This window comes from Streptomyces sp. NPDC104581 (assembly GCF_055583685.1).
Map to the genome: position 1 here is coordinate 102,991 of NZ_JBVJNN010000018.1, position 15,540 is coordinate 118,530.

At 73.1% G+C, this 15,540-nt stretch carries 13 protein-coding genes; 7 read left to right on the forward strand and 6 right to left on the reverse strand.

Features of this window, described 5'->3' with window-relative positions; genetic code table 11:
- Nucleotides 1-10: 10 nt before the first annotated feature.
- Nucleotides 11-523, reverse strand: a complete 513-nt coding sequence (locus tag ACZ61E_RS17275) for an Lrp/AsnC family transcriptional regulator (RefSeq protein WP_469700454.1) — start codon at nt 521-523, stop codon at nt 11-13.
- A gap of 175 nt (nt 524-698) precedes the next feature.
- On the opposite strand from ACZ61E_RS17275, the gene pdhA reads away from it, so the two are divergent.
- The 7 genes from pdhA (at nt 699) to ACZ61E_RS17310 (ending at nt 9,105) form a co-directional block, all read left to right on the forward strand.
- Nucleotides 699-1,880 (forward strand): pyruvate dehydrogenase (acetyl-transferring) E1 component subunit alpha, encoded by a 1,182-nt coding sequence (pdhA, locus tag ACZ61E_RS17280; protein WP_469700455.1) that lies wholly within the window; start codon nt 699-701, stop codon nt 1,878-1,880.
- Nucleotides 1,877-2,908, forward strand: coding sequence for an alpha-ketoacid dehydrogenase subunit beta (locus ACZ61E_RS17285; RefSeq protein ID WP_469700456.1), 1,032 nt, complete (start codon nt 1,877-1,879; stop codon nt 2,906-2,908). Before pdhA ends, ACZ61E_RS17285 begins: the two co-directional genes overlap by 4 nt.
- Nucleotides 2,908-4,359: a dihydrolipoamide acetyltransferase family protein gene (locus tag ACZ61E_RS17290; protein ID WP_469700457.1), complete on the forward strand. Its 1,452-nt coding sequence runs from the start codon at nt 2,908-2,910 to the stop codon at nt 4,357-4,359. The genes ACZ61E_RS17285 and ACZ61E_RS17290 overlap by 1 nt, the downstream gene beginning before the upstream one ends.
- Before the next feature lie 126 nt (nt 4,360-4,485).
- Nucleotides 4,486-5,442, forward strand: a complete 957-nt coding sequence (locus ACZ61E_RS17295) for a DUF6457 domain-containing protein (RefSeq protein ID WP_469700458.1) — start codon at nt 4,486-4,488, stop codon at nt 5,440-5,442.
- Nucleotides 5,439-6,947 carry a molybdopterin molybdotransferase MoeA gene (locus ACZ61E_RS17300; RefSeq protein WP_469700459.1) on the forward strand — a complete coding sequence of 503 codons (1,509 nt, stop codon included), beginning with the start codon at nt 5,439-5,441 and terminating at the stop codon, nt 6,945-6,947. The genes ACZ61E_RS17295 and ACZ61E_RS17300 overlap by 4 nt, the downstream gene beginning before the upstream one ends.
- Nucleotides 6,948-6,967: 20 nt before the next feature.
- Nucleotides 6,968-8,023, forward strand: coding sequence for a potassium channel family protein (locus ACZ61E_RS17305; protein WP_469700485.1), 1,056 nt, complete (start codon nt 6,968-6,970; stop codon nt 8,021-8,023).
- Between the two features lie 95 nt (nt 8,024-8,118).
- On the forward strand, nt 8,119-9,105 hold the full coding sequence (locus ACZ61E_RS17310; protein ID WP_469700460.1) for an NAD(P)H-quinone oxidoreductase: 987 nt from the start codon (nt 8,119-8,121) through the stop codon (nt 9,103-9,105).
- Between the two features lie 331 nt (nt 9,106-9,436).
- Here the strand turns inward: ACZ61E_RS17310 and ACZ61E_RS17315 are convergent, their stop codons facing one another.
- From ACZ61E_RS17315 to ACZ61E_RS17335, 5 genes are all read right to left on the reverse strand, one after another.
- A complete protein-coding gene (locus ACZ61E_RS17315; protein ID WP_147873304.1) occupies nt 9,437-9,991 on the reverse strand; it encodes a bacterial proteasome activator family protein in 555 nt (184 codons plus the stop codon).
- A 111-nt stretch (nt 9,992-10,102) separates the two neighbouring features.
- Nucleotides 10,103-13,054 carry an FtsX-like permease family protein gene (locus ACZ61E_RS17320; protein ID WP_469700461.1) on the reverse strand — a complete coding sequence of 984 codons (2,952 nt, stop codon included), beginning with the start codon at nt 13,052-13,054 and terminating at the stop codon, nt 10,103-10,105.
- On the reverse strand, nt 13,051-13,794 hold the full coding sequence (locus ACZ61E_RS17325; RefSeq protein WP_469700462.1) for an ABC transporter ATP-binding protein: 744 nt from the start codon (nt 13,792-13,794) through the stop codon (nt 13,051-13,053). Before ACZ61E_RS17325 ends, ACZ61E_RS17320 begins: the two co-directional genes overlap by 4 nt.
- An 82-nt stretch (nt 13,795-13,876) precedes the next feature.
- The gene (locus ACZ61E_RS17330) at nt 13,877-14,551 is read right to left on the reverse strand and encodes a PadR family transcriptional regulator (RefSeq protein WP_469700463.1); all 675 of its coding nucleotides are present in this window, start codon (nt 14,549-14,551) and stop codon (nt 13,877-13,879) included.
- Between the two features lie 160 nt (nt 14,552-14,711).
- Nucleotides 14,712-15,401 (reverse strand): hypothetical protein, encoded by a 690-nt coding sequence (locus ACZ61E_RS17335; RefSeq protein ID WP_469700464.1) that lies wholly within the window; start codon nt 15,399-15,401, stop codon nt 14,712-14,714.
- Nucleotides 15,402-15,540: the final 139 nt, after the last annotated feature.

A 15,540-nucleotide genomic window follows, 5' to 3' on the forward strand; every position in this document is an offset into this window, starting at 1 on the left:
CGCCGCCCGGTCAGGGCGCGGGCGGAGCCGCCTGGTCGAGGTCGGTCTCCTCGAAGACCAGCAGGGTGCGCGTGGACAGCACCTCGGGGATCGACTGGAGCCGTGTGAGGACCAGCTCGCGCAGCGTCCGGTTGTCCGGGGCGTGGACCAGCAGCAGCACGTCGAAATCACCGCTGACCAGGGCGATGTGTGTGGCTCCCGGCAGCTCCTGGAGCTGTTCGCGCACGGTGCGCCACGAGTTCTGCACGATCTTCAGCGTGATGTACGCGGAAGCACCCTGACCTGCCCTTTCATGGTTGATCCTGGCACCGAAACCGCGGATGACACGGTCCTCGACGAGCCGGTTGATGCGGGCGTAGGCGTTGGCGCGCGAGACATGGACCCGCTCGGCCACCGACCGTATCGAGGCGCGGCCGTCGGTCTGGAGGATGCGCAGGATGTCCCGGTCGATCGCGTCCAGCGGCCGGGGCGGGAGCTCCTGCGCGGCGCGCTCCCAGTCCTCGGCCATTTGTTCAGCCGCCATGTCCCCCACCTTTCCGCTCGTGGACGCCTTGTGCCCATCTCAGGCTGTGCAGAACCGTTTGTCCACAGGCTGAAGCCGCCAGTAGCCAAAATGGCTCGGCAACCGAACAATCGGTAGGTGAGGCGCACCACACTCATGCGCCGCCCATGCCCGCTCCCATGAGGAGGTGCACGCGTTGAAGAAGAGCAGCACGACGGTCCAGGAGCCCCCGGGTGCCGTCGTCCACCGGTCCACCCCGCCCCCGGCGTGGCAGCCCCGCACGGACCCCGCCCCGTTGCTCCCCGATCGCGAGCCGTACCGCGTGCTGGGTACGGAAGCCGTGGCGGACACCGACCCCGAGCTGCTGCTGAGGCTCTACGCGGAGCTGGTCCGCGGTCGCCGTTTCAACGCGCAGGCCACCGCCCTCACCAAGCAGGGCCGACTGGCCGTCTACCCGTCGAGCACCGGCCAGGAGGCCTGCGAGGTCGCCGCGGCCCTGGTGCTCCAGGAGCAGGACTGGCTCTTCCCCAGCTACCGCGACACCCTCGCCGTCGTGGCGCGCGGCCTCGACCCCGTCCAGGCCCTCACGCTGCTGCGCGGCGACTGGCACACGGGCTACGACCCGCGCGAGCACCGTGTCGCCCCGCTCTCCACACCGCTGGCCACCCAGCTGCCGCACGCCGTGGGGCTCGCGCACGCGGCGCGTCTGAAGGGTGACGACGTGGTCGCGCTCGCCATGGTCGGCGACGGCGGCACCAGCGAGGGCGACTTCCACGAGGCGCTGAACTTCGCCGCCGTGTGGAACGCCCCGGTCGTCTTCCTCGTGCAGAACAACGGCTTCGCCATCTCCGTCCCCCTCGCCAAGCAGACCGCGGCGCCGTCGCTGGCCCACAAGGCCGTCGGCTACGGAATGCCGGGAAGACTGGTCGACGGGAACGACGCGCCGGCCGTGCACATGGTGCTCGCCGAGGCCGTGCGCCGGGCCAGGAGCGGTGGCGGCCCGACGCTCATCGAGGCCGTGACCTACCGCATCGACGCCCATACGAACGCGGACGACGCGACGCGCTACCGCGGTGACGCCGAGGTCGAGGCGTGGCGCGCGCACGACCCGATCCGGCTGCTGGAGCACGAGCTGACGCGGCGCGGGACGCTCGACGAGAGCGGGATCAGGGAGGCGGCCGAGGCCGCCGACGCGATGGCCGCGCGGCTGCGCGACCGGATGAACGCCGACCCCGAGCTGGACCCCATGGACATCTTCGCGCACGTCTACGCCGAGCAGACCTCGCAACTGCGCGAGCAGTCGGCCCAGTTGCGGGCCGAGCTGGACGCGTCGGCCGAGCCGGCCGGCGACGCACCCGGGCAGGGAGACGCGCGATGACCACCGTTGCCGCCACGGCCGCGAAGACCGCCAAGGCGGCCAAGCCCGCCACCATGGCCCAGGCATTGCAGCGCGCGATGCGCGACGCGATGGCCGAGGACCCGACCGTGCACGTCCTCGGGGAGGACGTCGGCGCGCTCGGCGGAGTCTTCCGGGTCACCGACGGACTCGCCGCCGAGTTCGGCGAGGACCGCTGCACGGACACACCGCTCGCCGAGGCCGGCATCCTCGGGACCGCCGTCGGCATGGCGATGTACGGGCTGCGGCCCGTCGTGGAGATGCAGTTCGACGCCTTCGCCTACCCGGCGTTCGAGCAGCTGACCAGCCATGTCGCCAAGATGCGCAACCGCACCCGCGGCGCGCTGCCCATGCCGATCACCATCCGTGTGCCGTACGGCGGCGGGATCGGCGGCGTCGAGCACCACAGCGACTCCTCCGAGGCGTACTACATCGCGACGCCCGGTCTCCACGTCGTCACCCCGGCGACGGTCGACGACGCGTACGGGCTGCTGCGAGCGGCCATCGCCTCCGACGACCCGGTGGTCTTCCTGGAGCCCAAGCGGCTGTACTGGTCCAAGGCCCAGTGGTCGCCCGAGGCGCCCGCCACCGTGGAGCCGATCGGCCGGGCCGTCGTGCGGCGTACGGGGCTGAGCGCCACGCTCGTCACGTACGGCCCCTCCCTCACCGTCTGTCTGGAGGCGGCGGAGGCGGCGCGCGCGGAGGGCTGGGACCTGGAAGTGGTCGACCTGCGCTCACTGGTGCCCTTCGACGACGAGACGGTCGTCGCCTCCGTACGGCGCACGGGCCGCGCGGTGGTCGTCCACGAGTCCACCGGCTTCGGCGGGCCCGGCGGGGAGATCGCCGCCCGGATCACCGAGCGGTGCTTCCACCATCTGGAGGCGCCGGTCCTGCGGGTCGCCGGATTCGACATCCCGTATCCGCCGCCGATGCTGGAACAGCACCATCTGCCGGGTGTGGACCGGGTGCTCGACGCGGTCGCGCGGCTTCAGTGGGAGGCGGACAGCTGATGGCCCAGGTGCTCGAATTCAAGCTGCCGGACCTCGGTGAGGGACTGACCGAGGCGGAGATCGTCCGCTGGCTGGTGGCGGTCGGCGACGTCGTCGCGATCGACCAGCCGGTCGTCGAGGTCGAGACGGCCAAGGCGATGGTGGAGGTGCCGTGTCCCTACGGGGGCGTGGTGACCGCGCGGTACGGCGAGGAGGGCACGGAGCTGCCGGTCGGCGCGCCGCTGCTGACGGTGGCGGTGGGGGCGTCGGAGTCGGCGCCGGCCGCCGCCACGGGTTCGGGTTCGGACGCGGCGCCCGGTCCGGGGACGGTCCCGGCGGGCGACGCGGCCGCAACGGCCGAGACGTCGGGCAATGTACTGGTCGGATACGGTACGGGCGCGCCCGCCGCGCGGCGGCGCCGGGTCCGCCCGGCCACCTCGCCGGTCGCCTCGGCGCCCCCTTCCGTGATCGTCGATCCGGCGCCCGCACCGACGAAGGCACCCGCGGAGACGCCCGAGCCGACGCCCGCGTCGGCGTCGGCTTCCGCTTCCGCTTCCGAGCGGTCGGGGCCCGTCCCGGTCATCTCGCCCCTGGTACGGCGGCTGGCCCGGCGGAACGGGCTCGATCTCAGGGCGCTGGCCGGCTCGGGCCGGGACGGGCTGATCCTGCGGTGCGACGTCGAGCTGGCCATCGAACGGATCGAGCGGGCCGGGCAGGCACCCGCCGCACCGGCCCCCGCTCCCGCCGTGAACGGCACGTCCGCCGGATCCGCCGCCGGGGCCGTCACCGAGCGCGTACCGCTGCGCGGTGTGCGGGGCGCGGTCGCCGACAAGCTCAGCCGCAGCCGGCGCGAGATCCCGGAGGCGACCTGCTGGGTCGACGCGGACGCGACGGAGCTGATGGCGGCGAGGGCCGCGGCCAACGCGGCGGGCGGCCCGAAGATCTCCCTGATCGCCCTGCTGGCGCGGATCTGCACGGCCGCCCTCGCGCGGTTCCCGGAGCTCAACTCCACGGTGGACACGGAGGCCAGGGAGATCGTGCGGCTGCGCGACGTCCATCTCGGCTTCGCCGCCCAGACGGATCGCGGACTGGTCGTCCCCGTCGTACGGGACGCGCAGAACCGTTCCGCGGAGTCCCTGAGCGCGGAGTTCGCCCGGCTGACGGAGGCGGGCAGGTCGGGGACGCTGACGCCCGGCGATCTGACCGGCGGCACGTTCACGCTGAACAACTACGGCGTGTTCGGCGTCGACGGATCCACGCCGATCATCAACCACCCCGAGGCGGCCATGCTCGGCATCGGCCGGATCGTCGCCAAGCCATGGGTGCACCGGGGCGAGCTGGCCGTACGCCAGGTCGTCCAGCTCTCCCTCACCTTCGACCACCGGGTCTGCGACGGCGGCACTGCGGGCGGCTTCCTCCGGTACGTGGCGGACTGTGTGGAGCAACCGGCGGTGCTGCTGCGCACGTTGTAGGACGGCCGCGGTTCGGGCGCCCCGCGCCGTGGACCGCGCTCCCGGCCACGTTCCCGGACCGCGGCCGGAGATCACGGTCGGACATCACAGGGTCCGGGACGCGCGATCGCGGACCATACTTCAGGCATGACCACGACCGCCCATGACGCCATCGTGCTCGCCGGAGGTGCCGCCAAGCGGCTCGGCGGAGTCGACAAACCCGCCGTCAGCGTCGGCGGCCGGGCACTGCTCGACCGGGTGCTCGGCGCGTGCGGCGGCGCCGGGCACACCGTGGTCGTGGGCGGTCGGCGCCCCACGATCCGGCCCGTGCGCTGGGCGCGCGAGGAGCCGCCCGGCGGTGGCCCGGTCGCCGCGCTCGGCGCGGGGGTCCGGCATGTCGAGGCGGACACGGTGCTCGTCCTGTCCGCGGATCTGCCGTTCCTGACGCGGGAGACGACATCGAGGCTGCTGGACGTGCTGGTGGCGGGCGGGGAGCGCGAGGGCGCGATGCTCATCGACGCCGACGGCCGCGACCAGCCACTGGTCGCGGCGTACCGCACGGAACCACTGCGCCGTGAGATCGCCCTCCTCGCCGCCGAGCACGGCAATCTCGTGGGGCTGCCGCTACGACTGCTGACGCATGAACTCGACCTCGCCCGTGTCCCGGCGGATGCCGACCCGCTCGCGTCGTTCGACTGCGACACCTGGGAAGACATCTCCACGGCGCGGGCACGCATCAGGGAGCATGGGACCGTGCTGGACGAATGGATCACCGCAGTCAAGGACGAACTCGGCCTCGAACTCGACGTCGACATCAGAGTCCTCCTCGATCTCGCCCGCGACGCCGCGCACGGTGTCACCAGGCCCGCCGCGCCTCTGACCACCTTCCTGGTCGGGTACGCGGCCGGCCGGGCGGCAGCCGGTGGCGGCGGCCCCGAGGCGGTGGCCGAGGCGTCCCGGAAGGCCGCGGCGCTCGCCCTGCGCTGGGCCGACGAGGCGGACGCGACACCGGACACAAGCGGTACCGGCGGGAGCGGCACGGGCGGCGCGCGTACGGACAAGGGGCCCGGGGCCGGCGGGTCCGAGGGGGCCGACGCCGGATGACGGCTCAGGACCGCGACGTCGACGGCGTCGAGGACGTCCTCGCGCTGTTCGGCAGGCAGCCGGACGGGGGGTCCGGCGATGAGCCGGAGACCGGCCGGGCCGCCACCGCCCAGGCCCCCGCCGGCCGCGACCGTGGACCCGGGCCCGACGCCGCGCCCCCGAAGCGCCCGGCCGGTGACCGCGGGCATCGCGCCACACCGTGGGCCGAGGCCCGCGCGATCGCCGCCCGGTCCGGCCGGTCGGCGGCCACCGCCCCGGCCCCCGGGCAATCACCGGGCACCGCCCCCACCTCCGCACAACTCCCGGCCACCGCCCGCACCCGGCGTGTCCCGCTCGAACAGGCCCTGGGCCATGTCCTCGCCGAGCCCCTGGTGGCGCTCACCGACCTCCCGTCGTTCGACACCTCCGCGATGGACGGCTGGGCGGTCTCGGGACCGGGCCCCTGGTCCGTACGCCCCGGCCGGGCCGGCGAGCCCGACCCCTCCGACCCGTCCACCCCCGGCATTCTCGCCGGGCACACCCCCACCACCCCGCTCCCCGACGGCACGGCGGTACGGATCGCCACCGGCGCCCGTATCCCGCCCGAGGCGACGGCCGTGGTCCGCAGCGAGCACGCCCGTACGGACTCCACCGGCCATCTCCACGCCGAACGCGCGGTGGTCCAGGGCCAGGACATCCGCCCGCGCGCCCAGGAGTGCCGCTCCGGTGACCGGCTCCTGCCCGCCGGCGCGGTGGTGACCCCGGCGGTGCTGGGGCTGGCCGCCGCCGCCGGTTACGACGAACTACTCACCGCCCGTCGCCCGACCGTCGACGTCCTGGTACTCGGCGACGAACTGCTGGTGCGCGGACTGCCCCGCGACGGCCTCATCCGCGACGCGCTCGGCCCGATGATCGCGCCCTGGCTGAGGGCGCTGGGCGCGGATGTCATCGATTCCCGCCGGGTCGCGGACGACGCGCACGCCCTGTTCCGGGCGGTCACCGAGTCCGAGGCCGATCTGATCCTCACCACGGGCGGTACGGCCGCAGGCCCCGTGGACCATGTCCACCCCGTGCTCGCCAGGGCGGACGCCGAACTGCTCGTGGACGGTGTCGCCGTGCGCCCCGGCCATCCGATGCTGCTGGCCCGGCTTGCCTCCGGCCGCCATCTGGTGGGCCTGCCGGGCAATCCGCTCGCGGCGGTCTCGGGGCTGCTGACACTCGCCGAACCGCTGCTGCGTACGCTCGGGGGGCGGGCGCCACAGCCCGCGTACCACGCGCCTGTACGGGACGAGGTGCACGGCCATCCGTACGACACCCGGCTCGTGCCCTTCGTCCACCGTGACGACCGGCTCGTGCCCCTGCGTTTCAACGGTCCCGCCATGCTGCGGGGGATCGCCGTCGCCGACGGACTCGCGGTCGTGCCGCCCGGTGGCGCGCGTCGGGGAGACGAGCTGGAAGTCCTCGACCTGCCCTGGGCGGCCTGGGCCGATGCCTCCGCCTCCACCGATGACGGGTGTTTCACGTGAAACTTCCCGGTCACGACGCGATGGCGCGTCATGCCGATGAACACCTGGTCACCAGCCGGGTGAAACTGCCGCGGCGGATCGTCGACCGTCCGCTGCGACAGGTGAGCAAGCGACTGCTGATGGCGCTCGGGGTGCTGGCCGTCACGGTCTTCATCGTCTGGATCGACCGCGCCGGCTACCACGACAACTCCGACGACTCCGTCGACTTCCTCGACTCCGTCTACTACGCCACCGTCACGCTCTCCACGACGGGTTACGGCGATATCGTCCCGTACAGCGACGGGGCCCGGCTCATCAACGTCGTGCTGGTCACGCCCCTGCGCGTGCTCTTCCTGATCATCCTGGTCGGCACCACTCTCGAGGTCCTCACGGAGCGCACCCGGGAGGAGTGGCGGCTGAACCGCTGGAGGTCCAACTTGCGTGACCACACCGTCATCGTCGGCTTCGGCACGAAGGGGCGGTCGGCGATGCAGACCCTCTGCGCCACCGGGCTGAAGAAGGACCAGATCGTCATCGTCGACCCGAGCGCGAAGGTGATCGAGGCGGCCAACGGGGACGGGTTCGTGGGCGTCATCGGTGACGCGACCCGGAGCGATGTGCTGCTGCTGGCCGAGCTCCAGCGGGCACGACAGATCGTGATCGCCACACAGCGCGACGACACCGCCGTCCTGGTGGCGCTGACCGCGCGCCAGCTCAACCGCGGGGCGAAGATCGTCGCCGCCGTGCGTGAGGAGGAGAACGCGCCGCTGCTGCGCCAGTCCGGCGCGGACGCCGTCATCACCAGCGCCAGCGCGGCGGGCCGGCTGCTCGGTCTCTCGGTGCTCAGCCCCGTCGCCGGCACGGTGATGGAGGATCTGATCCAGCAGGGCAGCGGCCTCGACCTCATCGAACGGCCGGTGATAAAGGCCGAGGTGGGGCGGAGCGTACGGGAGACGGACGATCTGGTGGTCAGCGTCCTGCGCGGGCACCGGCTGCTCGGGTACGACGACCCGGCGGCCAGCCCGCTCCAGCTCACCGACCGGCTGATCACGATCGTGCGGGCGGACCCCAACCCGGAGCAGGGCAACGGCGTCTGACCCGGCCCGACTCACCCGGCCGCCGCGCCCGCCGGCACCGGTACCGGGAATCCGCGTCGGCACTACGAGCGGGACCCGGGGGTAGCCTCCCGACCATGTATGCGATCACGATTCCGGAACCCGGTGGCCCCGAGGCGCTCGTCTGGGCCGAAGTGCCCGATCCCGTACTCGCCGAGGGTGAAGTCCTCGTCGATGTCGTGGCGAGCGCGGTCAACCGCGCCGATCTGCTGCAACGGCAGGGTTTCTACGACCCGCCGCCCGGCTCGTCCCCGTACCCCGGACTGGAGTGCGCGGGCCGCGTCGCCGCGCTCGGGCCCGGCACCGAGAACTCCGGTTGGTCGGTCGGTGACGAGGTGTGCGCGCTGCTCGCCGGCGGCGGTTACGCGGAGAAGGTCGCCGTGCCCGTGGGCCAGCTGCTTCCCGTACCCGACGGCATGGACCTGGCGACGGCCGCCGCGCTTCCCGAAGTGACCTGCACCGTCTGGTCGAACGTCTTCATGATCGCCCATCTGCGCCCCGGCGAGCTGCTGTTGGCGCACGGCGGCGCGAGCGGCATCGGCACGATGGCGATCCAGCTCGCCAAGTCGGTCGGCGCGCGGGTCGCCGTCACGGCGGGCGGGCCCGAAAAACTGGCGCGCTGCGCCGAGTTGGGCGCGGACATCCTGATCGACTACCGGGAGCAGGACTTCGTCGAGGAGCTCGGGAAGGCCACGGACGGTGCGGGCGCGGATGTCATCCTCGACATCGTGGGCGCGAAGTACCTCGACCGCAATGTGCGGGCCCTGGCCGTCAACGGGCGGCTCGCCGTGATCGGGCTCCAGGGCGGGGTGAAGGGCGAACTCAATCTGGCCGCCCTCCTGGGCAAGCGCGCGGCCGTCACGGCCACGTCGCTGCGGGGGCGCCCGCTCGGTGAGAAGGCGTCGATCGTCGCGGCCGTGCGGGAGCACGTCTGGCCGCTGGTCGGCGCGGGGCAGGTGCGGCCCGTGGTGGACCGTACGTTCCCGCTGCCCGAGGCGGCCGACGCACACACCGCGCTTGAGGCGGGCGACCACGTGGGCAAGATCCTGCTGCTGCGCCCATAGGGCCTGTCTTCAGAGCCCCGCCTGGCCCGCGGCGTCTGGCACGGCACCTCCCCCGTGGCCCCGAGGGGGCTCGCGAGGCGCCCCCGCGCTGGGTAGGTCGGCCGAGTACGCCCGGTACGAGGCCCATCCTCCGCCTTGCGAGGCACCGCACCAGCCACCGCGTGCTCCGCCCGGCGGGTGGACGGCGCCACTTCGCGGACACCCCCCCCCAGGGCATGTCCGTGAAGTCCCGTCCGGCGCACACACACGCCCTGGCGGTCCGTTCTCGCGGAAAACGCCGGACGGGCCGCCACCGCGGCCCGTCCGGCGTCTTCTTCCGACAGCCGGGGGATCAGAGATACGGGCCGGAGCGGATCGCGCCGTGGGCGCCCGGGTCCTCGCCGTCGTCGCCCTCGTGGGACGCGCCCGGCGGCAGCGCCCGCCGCATCTGCTCCAACTGCGCCCGCGCCGCCATCTGCTGGGCGAACAGCGCCGTCTGGATCCCGTGGAAGAGTCCCTCCAGCCAGCCCACCAACTGGGCCTGCGCGATGCGCAGTTCGGCCTCCGAGGGGATCGCCTCGTCGGTGAAGGGGAGCGACAGGCGCTCCAGTTCGTCGACGAGTTCGGGAGCGAGACCGTCCTCCAGCTCCTTCACCGAACCGGCGTGGATCTCCTTGAGCCGTACCCGGCTCGCCTCGTCCAGCGGAGCCGCCCGCACTTCTTCGAGCAACTGCTTGATCATGCTGCCGATACGCATGACCTTCGCGGGCTGTTCGACCATCTCCGTCACCGGGATCTCGCGCGGCTCGTCGTCCCCCTGCCCGCCGCCGAGCGCCATCCCGTCCTGCCCCACCACGAGGACATGGGGGTTGCTCTCCTGAGACCGTTCGTTTCTCGGCATTTCCATACCCTCATTGTCTCGCACCCGGGTCCCGATGCGCGGTGAGCCCCCGTAAGAGAGTGGTCCACTCCCCCGCAGGGGCCCGATCGCCCTCCGGGTCCGGTCTCCCGGTGTGCGTCAGATCGCCGCCCGGCGGGCCAGCGCGCCCCGTGAGCGGGTGACCAGCGCGGCCAGCAGCGCCGCGCCGAGCGGGACGGCGACGAGCAGGACGCCCAGCGTCTCCCAGGGGATCACCACGGGCACGAACGGCGCCGTGGACTCGGAACCGCCGGCCCAGCCCGCGTCGAGCATCTGCTCGTACATCCGGTCCTCCGCGCGGCGTTCGGTGAAGCGGAGTCCGATCGCGGGCAGGATCCCCGACGCCGAGCCGAGCAGCACACCCATCGCGGCCACCACCCCGCACTGGAAACCGCTGAGGGCCTTGCGGACCCCGGGCGGTGCCCCGACGGCGGCGAGCGTCTTCAGATCGGCCTCGGCGTCCGCCTGGGCGAGCCCGGTGGCGATACCTGCGGCCCCGATGGTGATCAGCCCCGCGAAGACGGCGAGCGCCACCAGGGTGGTGCTGTTCTCGGGGGTGAAGCCCTTCTCCACGGTCAGCCAGGGGTCGCCGCCCGTCTTGGCGAGTTCGCTGTTGAGCTTCTGTTCCTCCGCGTCGCTCGGCAGCCGCTCGGTCGAGAAGAAGGCACCCAGCGGTACGGTCGTGAAGCCCGCCTTCCGAGCCGCGTCCGGAGGCACGATCATCGTGACGCCGTACGCGTTCTGACCGGCGGCGATCTGGCGGGCGGGGATCGAGGTGACGGTGCCGGGGGGCTCCTTGCCCGCCATGCCCGCCGCGTCGGCCTCGTCCGTCTCGGCGGCGGTGATGACACGGATGTCGATCGTCCCCTCCGCGCCCGCACGCGGGCCGCCCTTCACCGGGACCACGCCGCCCCGCGCGCCGCCCCCGGTGTCCCGGCCGTCCGCGCCCGCGGGGTTGAGGTTGCGGTTGACGAAGGAGACGGCCTGCCCGTTCGTCAGCGCCTTCTCCGCGGCCGGGTCGCTGATCCTCAGCACCTTGAGCAGCTTCTCGTCACCGATCAGGATCTCGCCGGCGGCACTGCCGAAGCCGCCGTCCGGCTCGGAGCAGCGCCAGTCCGTGGCGAGCTCGCGCCGCTCGGCCTTGGAGAACTTCGAGGCGGGGTCCTCATCGGTGTTGTCGTACGACCGGAGCGGGCACTCGTGGGCCTCGGGCAGCACGACCTCGGCCCGTCCGCAGCCGTCGCCGTCCCCGTAGGCCGAGCAGTTCCTCTTGCCGACCACGACCCGGTCCACATCGGCCCGCACCTCCGTGGGCAGCAGCTTCCGCACGTCGTCGCGGATGGACGGGACGTCCGCCGCGGAGTCCGGCGACAGGATCGCGACCGCGCCGTACGGCAGGGACGCCTCGTACTCCGCCCTCTCCTGGGCCTCCGAGCTGGACGTGTACGTCGCCACGGCCACCGTGCCGGCGACCGCCGCGAGCACCGCCGCCACGGCCGGAGCCGTACGGCCCCGGTTGCGTACGGCGTCGCGCAGCGCCAGCCGCGGTGACAGCGGCAGCCAGCGGCCGACCCGTCCGAAGAGCCCCACCAGGGCCGGTGCCAGCGCCACCACACCCAGCTCGGCGAGGGCGCTGCCGCCTCCGACCAGCGCGGCCTGGTCGGACACCGTGGACCCGTACAGCGCGATGCCCGCGCCGACGACCACGGCGGTCAGACCGAGGACCGGGAGCACCCTGCTGCTCCTGCGGACGCCGCGGCGGCCGGTGAGGGAGGCCACGACGCTCTGCCGGGAGGCGGTGACCGCCGGGACGATCGCGGCGAGCAGACCGGTCACGACCGCGATCAGCGCGATACCGATCAGCTCCAGCGGGCGCAGGTCGAAGTCGCCGAACCGTTTGCCGAGCCAGTCCTCCAGTACGGGCTGGAGGGCGAAGGTCAGCCCGATGCCCAGCGCCGTGCCGACCACGGCGGCCACCGCGCCGATCACCAGGCCGCCGCTGAGGACGATGGCCCTGATGTGGTGCCGGTCGCCGCCGTTGGCGCCGACCAGGCCGAGCTGGCGGCGGGAGCGGCGGGCGCCGACCGCGAACGCGGGCCCTGCCAGCAGACAGATCTCCAGCATCGCGAGACCGACGACGGTGCTGAGGATGGCGAGTTCGGTGGTGTTGTCGGAGCCGCCCCCCTGGTGAGCGGTGCCCTCCTGCGCGTAGTACGGCACCTCCGAGTCGGCCGGAGGGTTGAGCGTGACGGCGCGGGAGACGACCGTGACGCCTTTCTTGTTGGACTCCTTGACCATGTTCCACGTGAAACCGGCGTCGCCGGGCACGGAGACCAGATACGTGGCCGACATCTGGGTGCCGGGCAGCTCGGCGGCGGCCAGCGCCTTGTCGAGCGGTGCGAGCAGGGCCCCGGGAAGGGCGTTGACCTGGGCGTCGCCCAGGGCGTTCGGCAGCTCGTACGCGCCGACGATCCGGTAGGTGGTGTCGAGACCGTAGGCGGTCAGCTCGGATCCGACGCGCAGCCCGCTGCTCTCCAGGAAGGCGTTGGTCGCGGCGACCTCGTCGGCCTTCCGGGGGAAGTGGCCGCGGTCGAGGCGCATGATGCCCTCGGCCGTCGGGTCCGCCGCCTTCAGCTCCCGGATCTGGGTGTTGAGCAGTCCGTGGGTCGTCCTCAGCTTGGCCCGGCCCTCGGCGTCGACGAGCGACTCGGCGTTCGCCGGGATGGCGGCGCCGACGTCCGTGTCGCCGTCGGGCCACGGCTTGTCGTCGTAGTTCCCCTCGGGCAGGTAGTTGTCCGCCTTGGGGTCCTGGAGGAGGGCGACGCCGTCCAGACCCGGGTCGTTGACCCGGGCGTCGGCGGCGCCGAGATCACGTTCCAGTGACTGGGCGGGGGAGAGTTCGGCGCTGCGCAGGGTCAGATCGGCGGCGCTCACACCGAGGATCGGCAGGGCGAGCATGGCGAGGACGAGGAAGCTGCGTCCCTTGAAACGCCAGGCGTCCCGGCGGGCTATGCGGATCGCGGCGCGCCACGAGTGGTACCAGGTCCTCACCGCTCGGCCACCTGGCCCGTCAGCAGGGAGTCGGCCTGGCTGCGGATCGTCTGGTCGACGACCGCGCCGTCCCGGAGGAACACCACACGGTCGGCCCAGGCCGCGAACCGCGGCTCGTGCGTGACCAGGACACCGGCGGCGCCCGCGTCGCAGCGGCTGCGCAGCAGGGCGAGCACGGACTCGCCGGTCTCGGAGTCGAGGGCGCCGGTGGGCTCGTCGGCGAGGACCAGCCGGCGGTCGCCGACGAGGGCGCGGGCGATGGCCACGCGCTGCTGCTGGCCGCCGGACATCTCGTCCGGGAAGCGGTCGGCGAGATGGCCGAGGTCCATCTCGCGCAACGCGGCGACGGCCTCGCCGCGGGCCTTGCGGGCCGACAGGCCGTCCAGCTCGCGGGGGAGGGAGACGTTCTCGGCGGCGGTGAGGGCCGGTACGAGGTTGTAGTCCTGGAAGACGTAGCCGATGCTGCGGCGGCGCAGGGCGGCGATCTCCTTGCGGCTCGCGGTGGTGAGGTCGGTGTTCTCGACCGTCACCTGGCCCGACGTCGGGGTGTCGAGTCCGCCGGCGATGGTGAGCAGCGTGGACTTGCCGGAGCCGGACGGGCCCATGACGGCGACGAGTTCGCCGGGGAAGACGTCGAGGTTGATCCCGCGCAGGGCGTGGACCTCGGTGGCGCCACTGCCGTGGACGCGGGTGAGGTCCTTCAGTCGCAGTACGGGATGCGGTGCCTGCTGGTCAGGCATGGTGGTCCCCCTTGAGAGCGGATCCGGTGCGTAAGTGCTTGTGGGTGGTGGGGCGTTCGGCGGCCGGGGCCGGCGGCGGGTGTCAGCGGCGGCGGGAGCGGCCGAGGCCGGCCCGCGGGGCGGGTGCCGGCTTCTCCCCCTGCGGCGGTGTGCCCTCGGCGTCCGCCTCCGGCTCCCGCCGCTCGCTCTCCCGCGGCCTCTCCCGCTGTTCCTTCCGCGCGGCCGTCAGCGACAGCCGGACGAGCCGGGCCTCGCAGTGGTCGAGCCAGCGCGCCTCGGCCTCGGTCTGGAAGATGAGCTGTTCCAGGACGAGCAGCCACGCCACGTCGTCGCGGTTGTCCGGTGACATGTCGGTGGCCCTGGCCTTGAGCCGGGTGTAGTCCTGCATCGCCTGCACGGTGTGGTGGCGCTGCGACTGGATCACTTCCCGGATGTCGATCCCGGGCGCCCCGACGGCCATCGCGAGTTTGATGGCCAGCTCGTCGCGTGGCGGACTGCGCCGGTCGACCGGCGAGCGGAACCAGTTCCGCAGCTCCTCGCGGCCGGAGTCCGTGATCACGTAGAGCGCGTGGCCGGCTCCGTCCTCGCCGTCCTGGACGACCATGCCGTCGCGCTCCAGACGGTTGAGGGTCGTGTAGACCTGGCCGACGTTGAGCGGCCAGGTGGCTCCGGTGCGGGACTCGAACTCCGTACGGAGCTGAGAGCCGTAGCGCGGACCGGGTTCGAGGAGGGCGAGCAGCCCGTGGCGGATCGACATACTCAGTATGTATATCGAGTATGTCCCCGGCGGCAAGGGTCTTGAGAGGGACCTCACGCGTCAGTCGTAAGGAGGACGCGCAGGCGACGCGAGAGGGACGGGTGTGGTGAATCCGCAGCTCGGAAGGGGTGCTCGCGGGATCGGGCGGGCCCTTTGCGGCTCAGTGCCGGCGCAGCCTCAGGCCCAGGAAGCCGATGCCGAGCCCCATGAGCGCGATGCCGATGCCCAGGGTCAGCGCCGGGACGGCGCGGGAGACGGGCTGCGACAGCGCCTGGTCGTTCCGCTCCCTCGCGGTGGTGTCCCGAGGGGGCGTACGGAGCGGGAAGGGCACGCTCGTGGAGGCCCCGAAGCCGTCGGACAGGGCCTCGTCCTCGCCCTCCCCGTCCTCGTCCCGGCCCTCGCGCTCCCGTCCGCGTTCCGTCTCCGGCGCGTCCTCCCCGGGGCTCCTCCCGTCGTTCTCCGGCTCTGCGGAGGGGGATCCGGGACGGCCGGGAGGCGGCGAAACGGAACCGGACGGTGGAAATCCGCTCGCGCTCGGGAGTGCCGGCAGGTCCGGCAGCGTCGGCACCATGTCCAGGGGCGGGTCGAAGGCCCCCGGCGACGACGGCTCGGCGCTCGCCGTCGTCCGGCCCGGCCGCGGCCTCCCCTGCCCGGCCTGGTTCCCGGCCAGCGAGGGGGACGCGCTCGGTGCGGACGACGGGGCCGCGCGCGGGGAGGGCGGTGGCGCGGCACGCGGGGACTCGCGCTCCTCGGCGTACGCGGGTGGGGCGGCCGACAGCAGGGTGGTGAGCGCGACAACGACCATGAGCGCGCGGAAGGAGGGGAGCCGTGCGTGGAGCCGAGACATCACCTACTCAGCGTCACACGCGGTGACGGAAGCGGCATCTCGGCGAAAGCCGGCCGGCAGACCCGGCGTACACTGCGGCGCCCGCGCGGTCCGGACCCCCGCGGTCCGGACCCTGGGCGGGAGGGGTCCTGACCCGCCGGGC

What these genes read in the sequence shown, in the direction of transcription:
- ACZ61E_RS17315 (WP_147873304.1), bottom strand. Translation starts at nt 9,991, where the DNA reads ATGGAAATGCCGAGAAACGAACGGTCTCAGGAGAGCAACCCCCATGTC.
- ACZ61E_RS17295 (WP_469700458.1), top strand. Translation starts at nt 4,486, where the DNA reads ATGACCACGACCGCCCATGACGCCATCGTGCTCGCCGGAGGTGCCGCC.
- ACZ61E_RS17305 (WP_469700485.1), top strand. Translation starts at nt 6,968, where the DNA reads ATGGCGCGTCATGCCGATGAACACCTGGTCACCAGCCGGGTGAAACTG.
- ACZ61E_RS17285 (WP_469700456.1), top strand. Translation starts at nt 1,877, where the DNA reads ATGACCACCGTTGCCGCCACGGCCGCGAAGACCGCCAAGGCGGCCAAG.
- ACZ61E_RS17290 (WP_469700457.1), top strand. Translation starts at nt 2,908, where the DNA reads ATGGCCCAGGTGCTCGAATTCAAGCTGCCGGACCTCGGTGAGGGACTG.
- ACZ61E_RS17300 (WP_469700459.1), top strand. Translation starts at nt 5,439, where the DNA reads ATGACGGCTCAGGACCGCGACGTCGACGGCGTCGAGGACGTCCTCGCG.
- ACZ61E_RS17325 (WP_469700462.1), bottom strand. Translation starts at nt 13,794, where the DNA reads ATGCCTGACCAGCAGGCACCGCATCCCGTACTGCGACTGAAGGACCTC.
- ACZ61E_RS17330 (WP_469700463.1), bottom strand. Translation starts at nt 14,551, where the DNA reads ATGTCGATCCGCCACGGGCTGCTCGCCCTCCTCGAACCCGGTCCGCGC.
- ACZ61E_RS17310 (WP_469700460.1), top strand. Translation starts at nt 8,119, where the DNA reads ATGTATGCGATCACGATTCCGGAACCCGGTGGCCCCGAGGCGCTCGTC.
- ACZ61E_RS17275 (WP_469700454.1), bottom strand. Translation starts at nt 523, where the DNA reads ATGGCGGCTGAACAAATGGCCGAGGACTGGGAGCGCGCCGCGCAGGAG.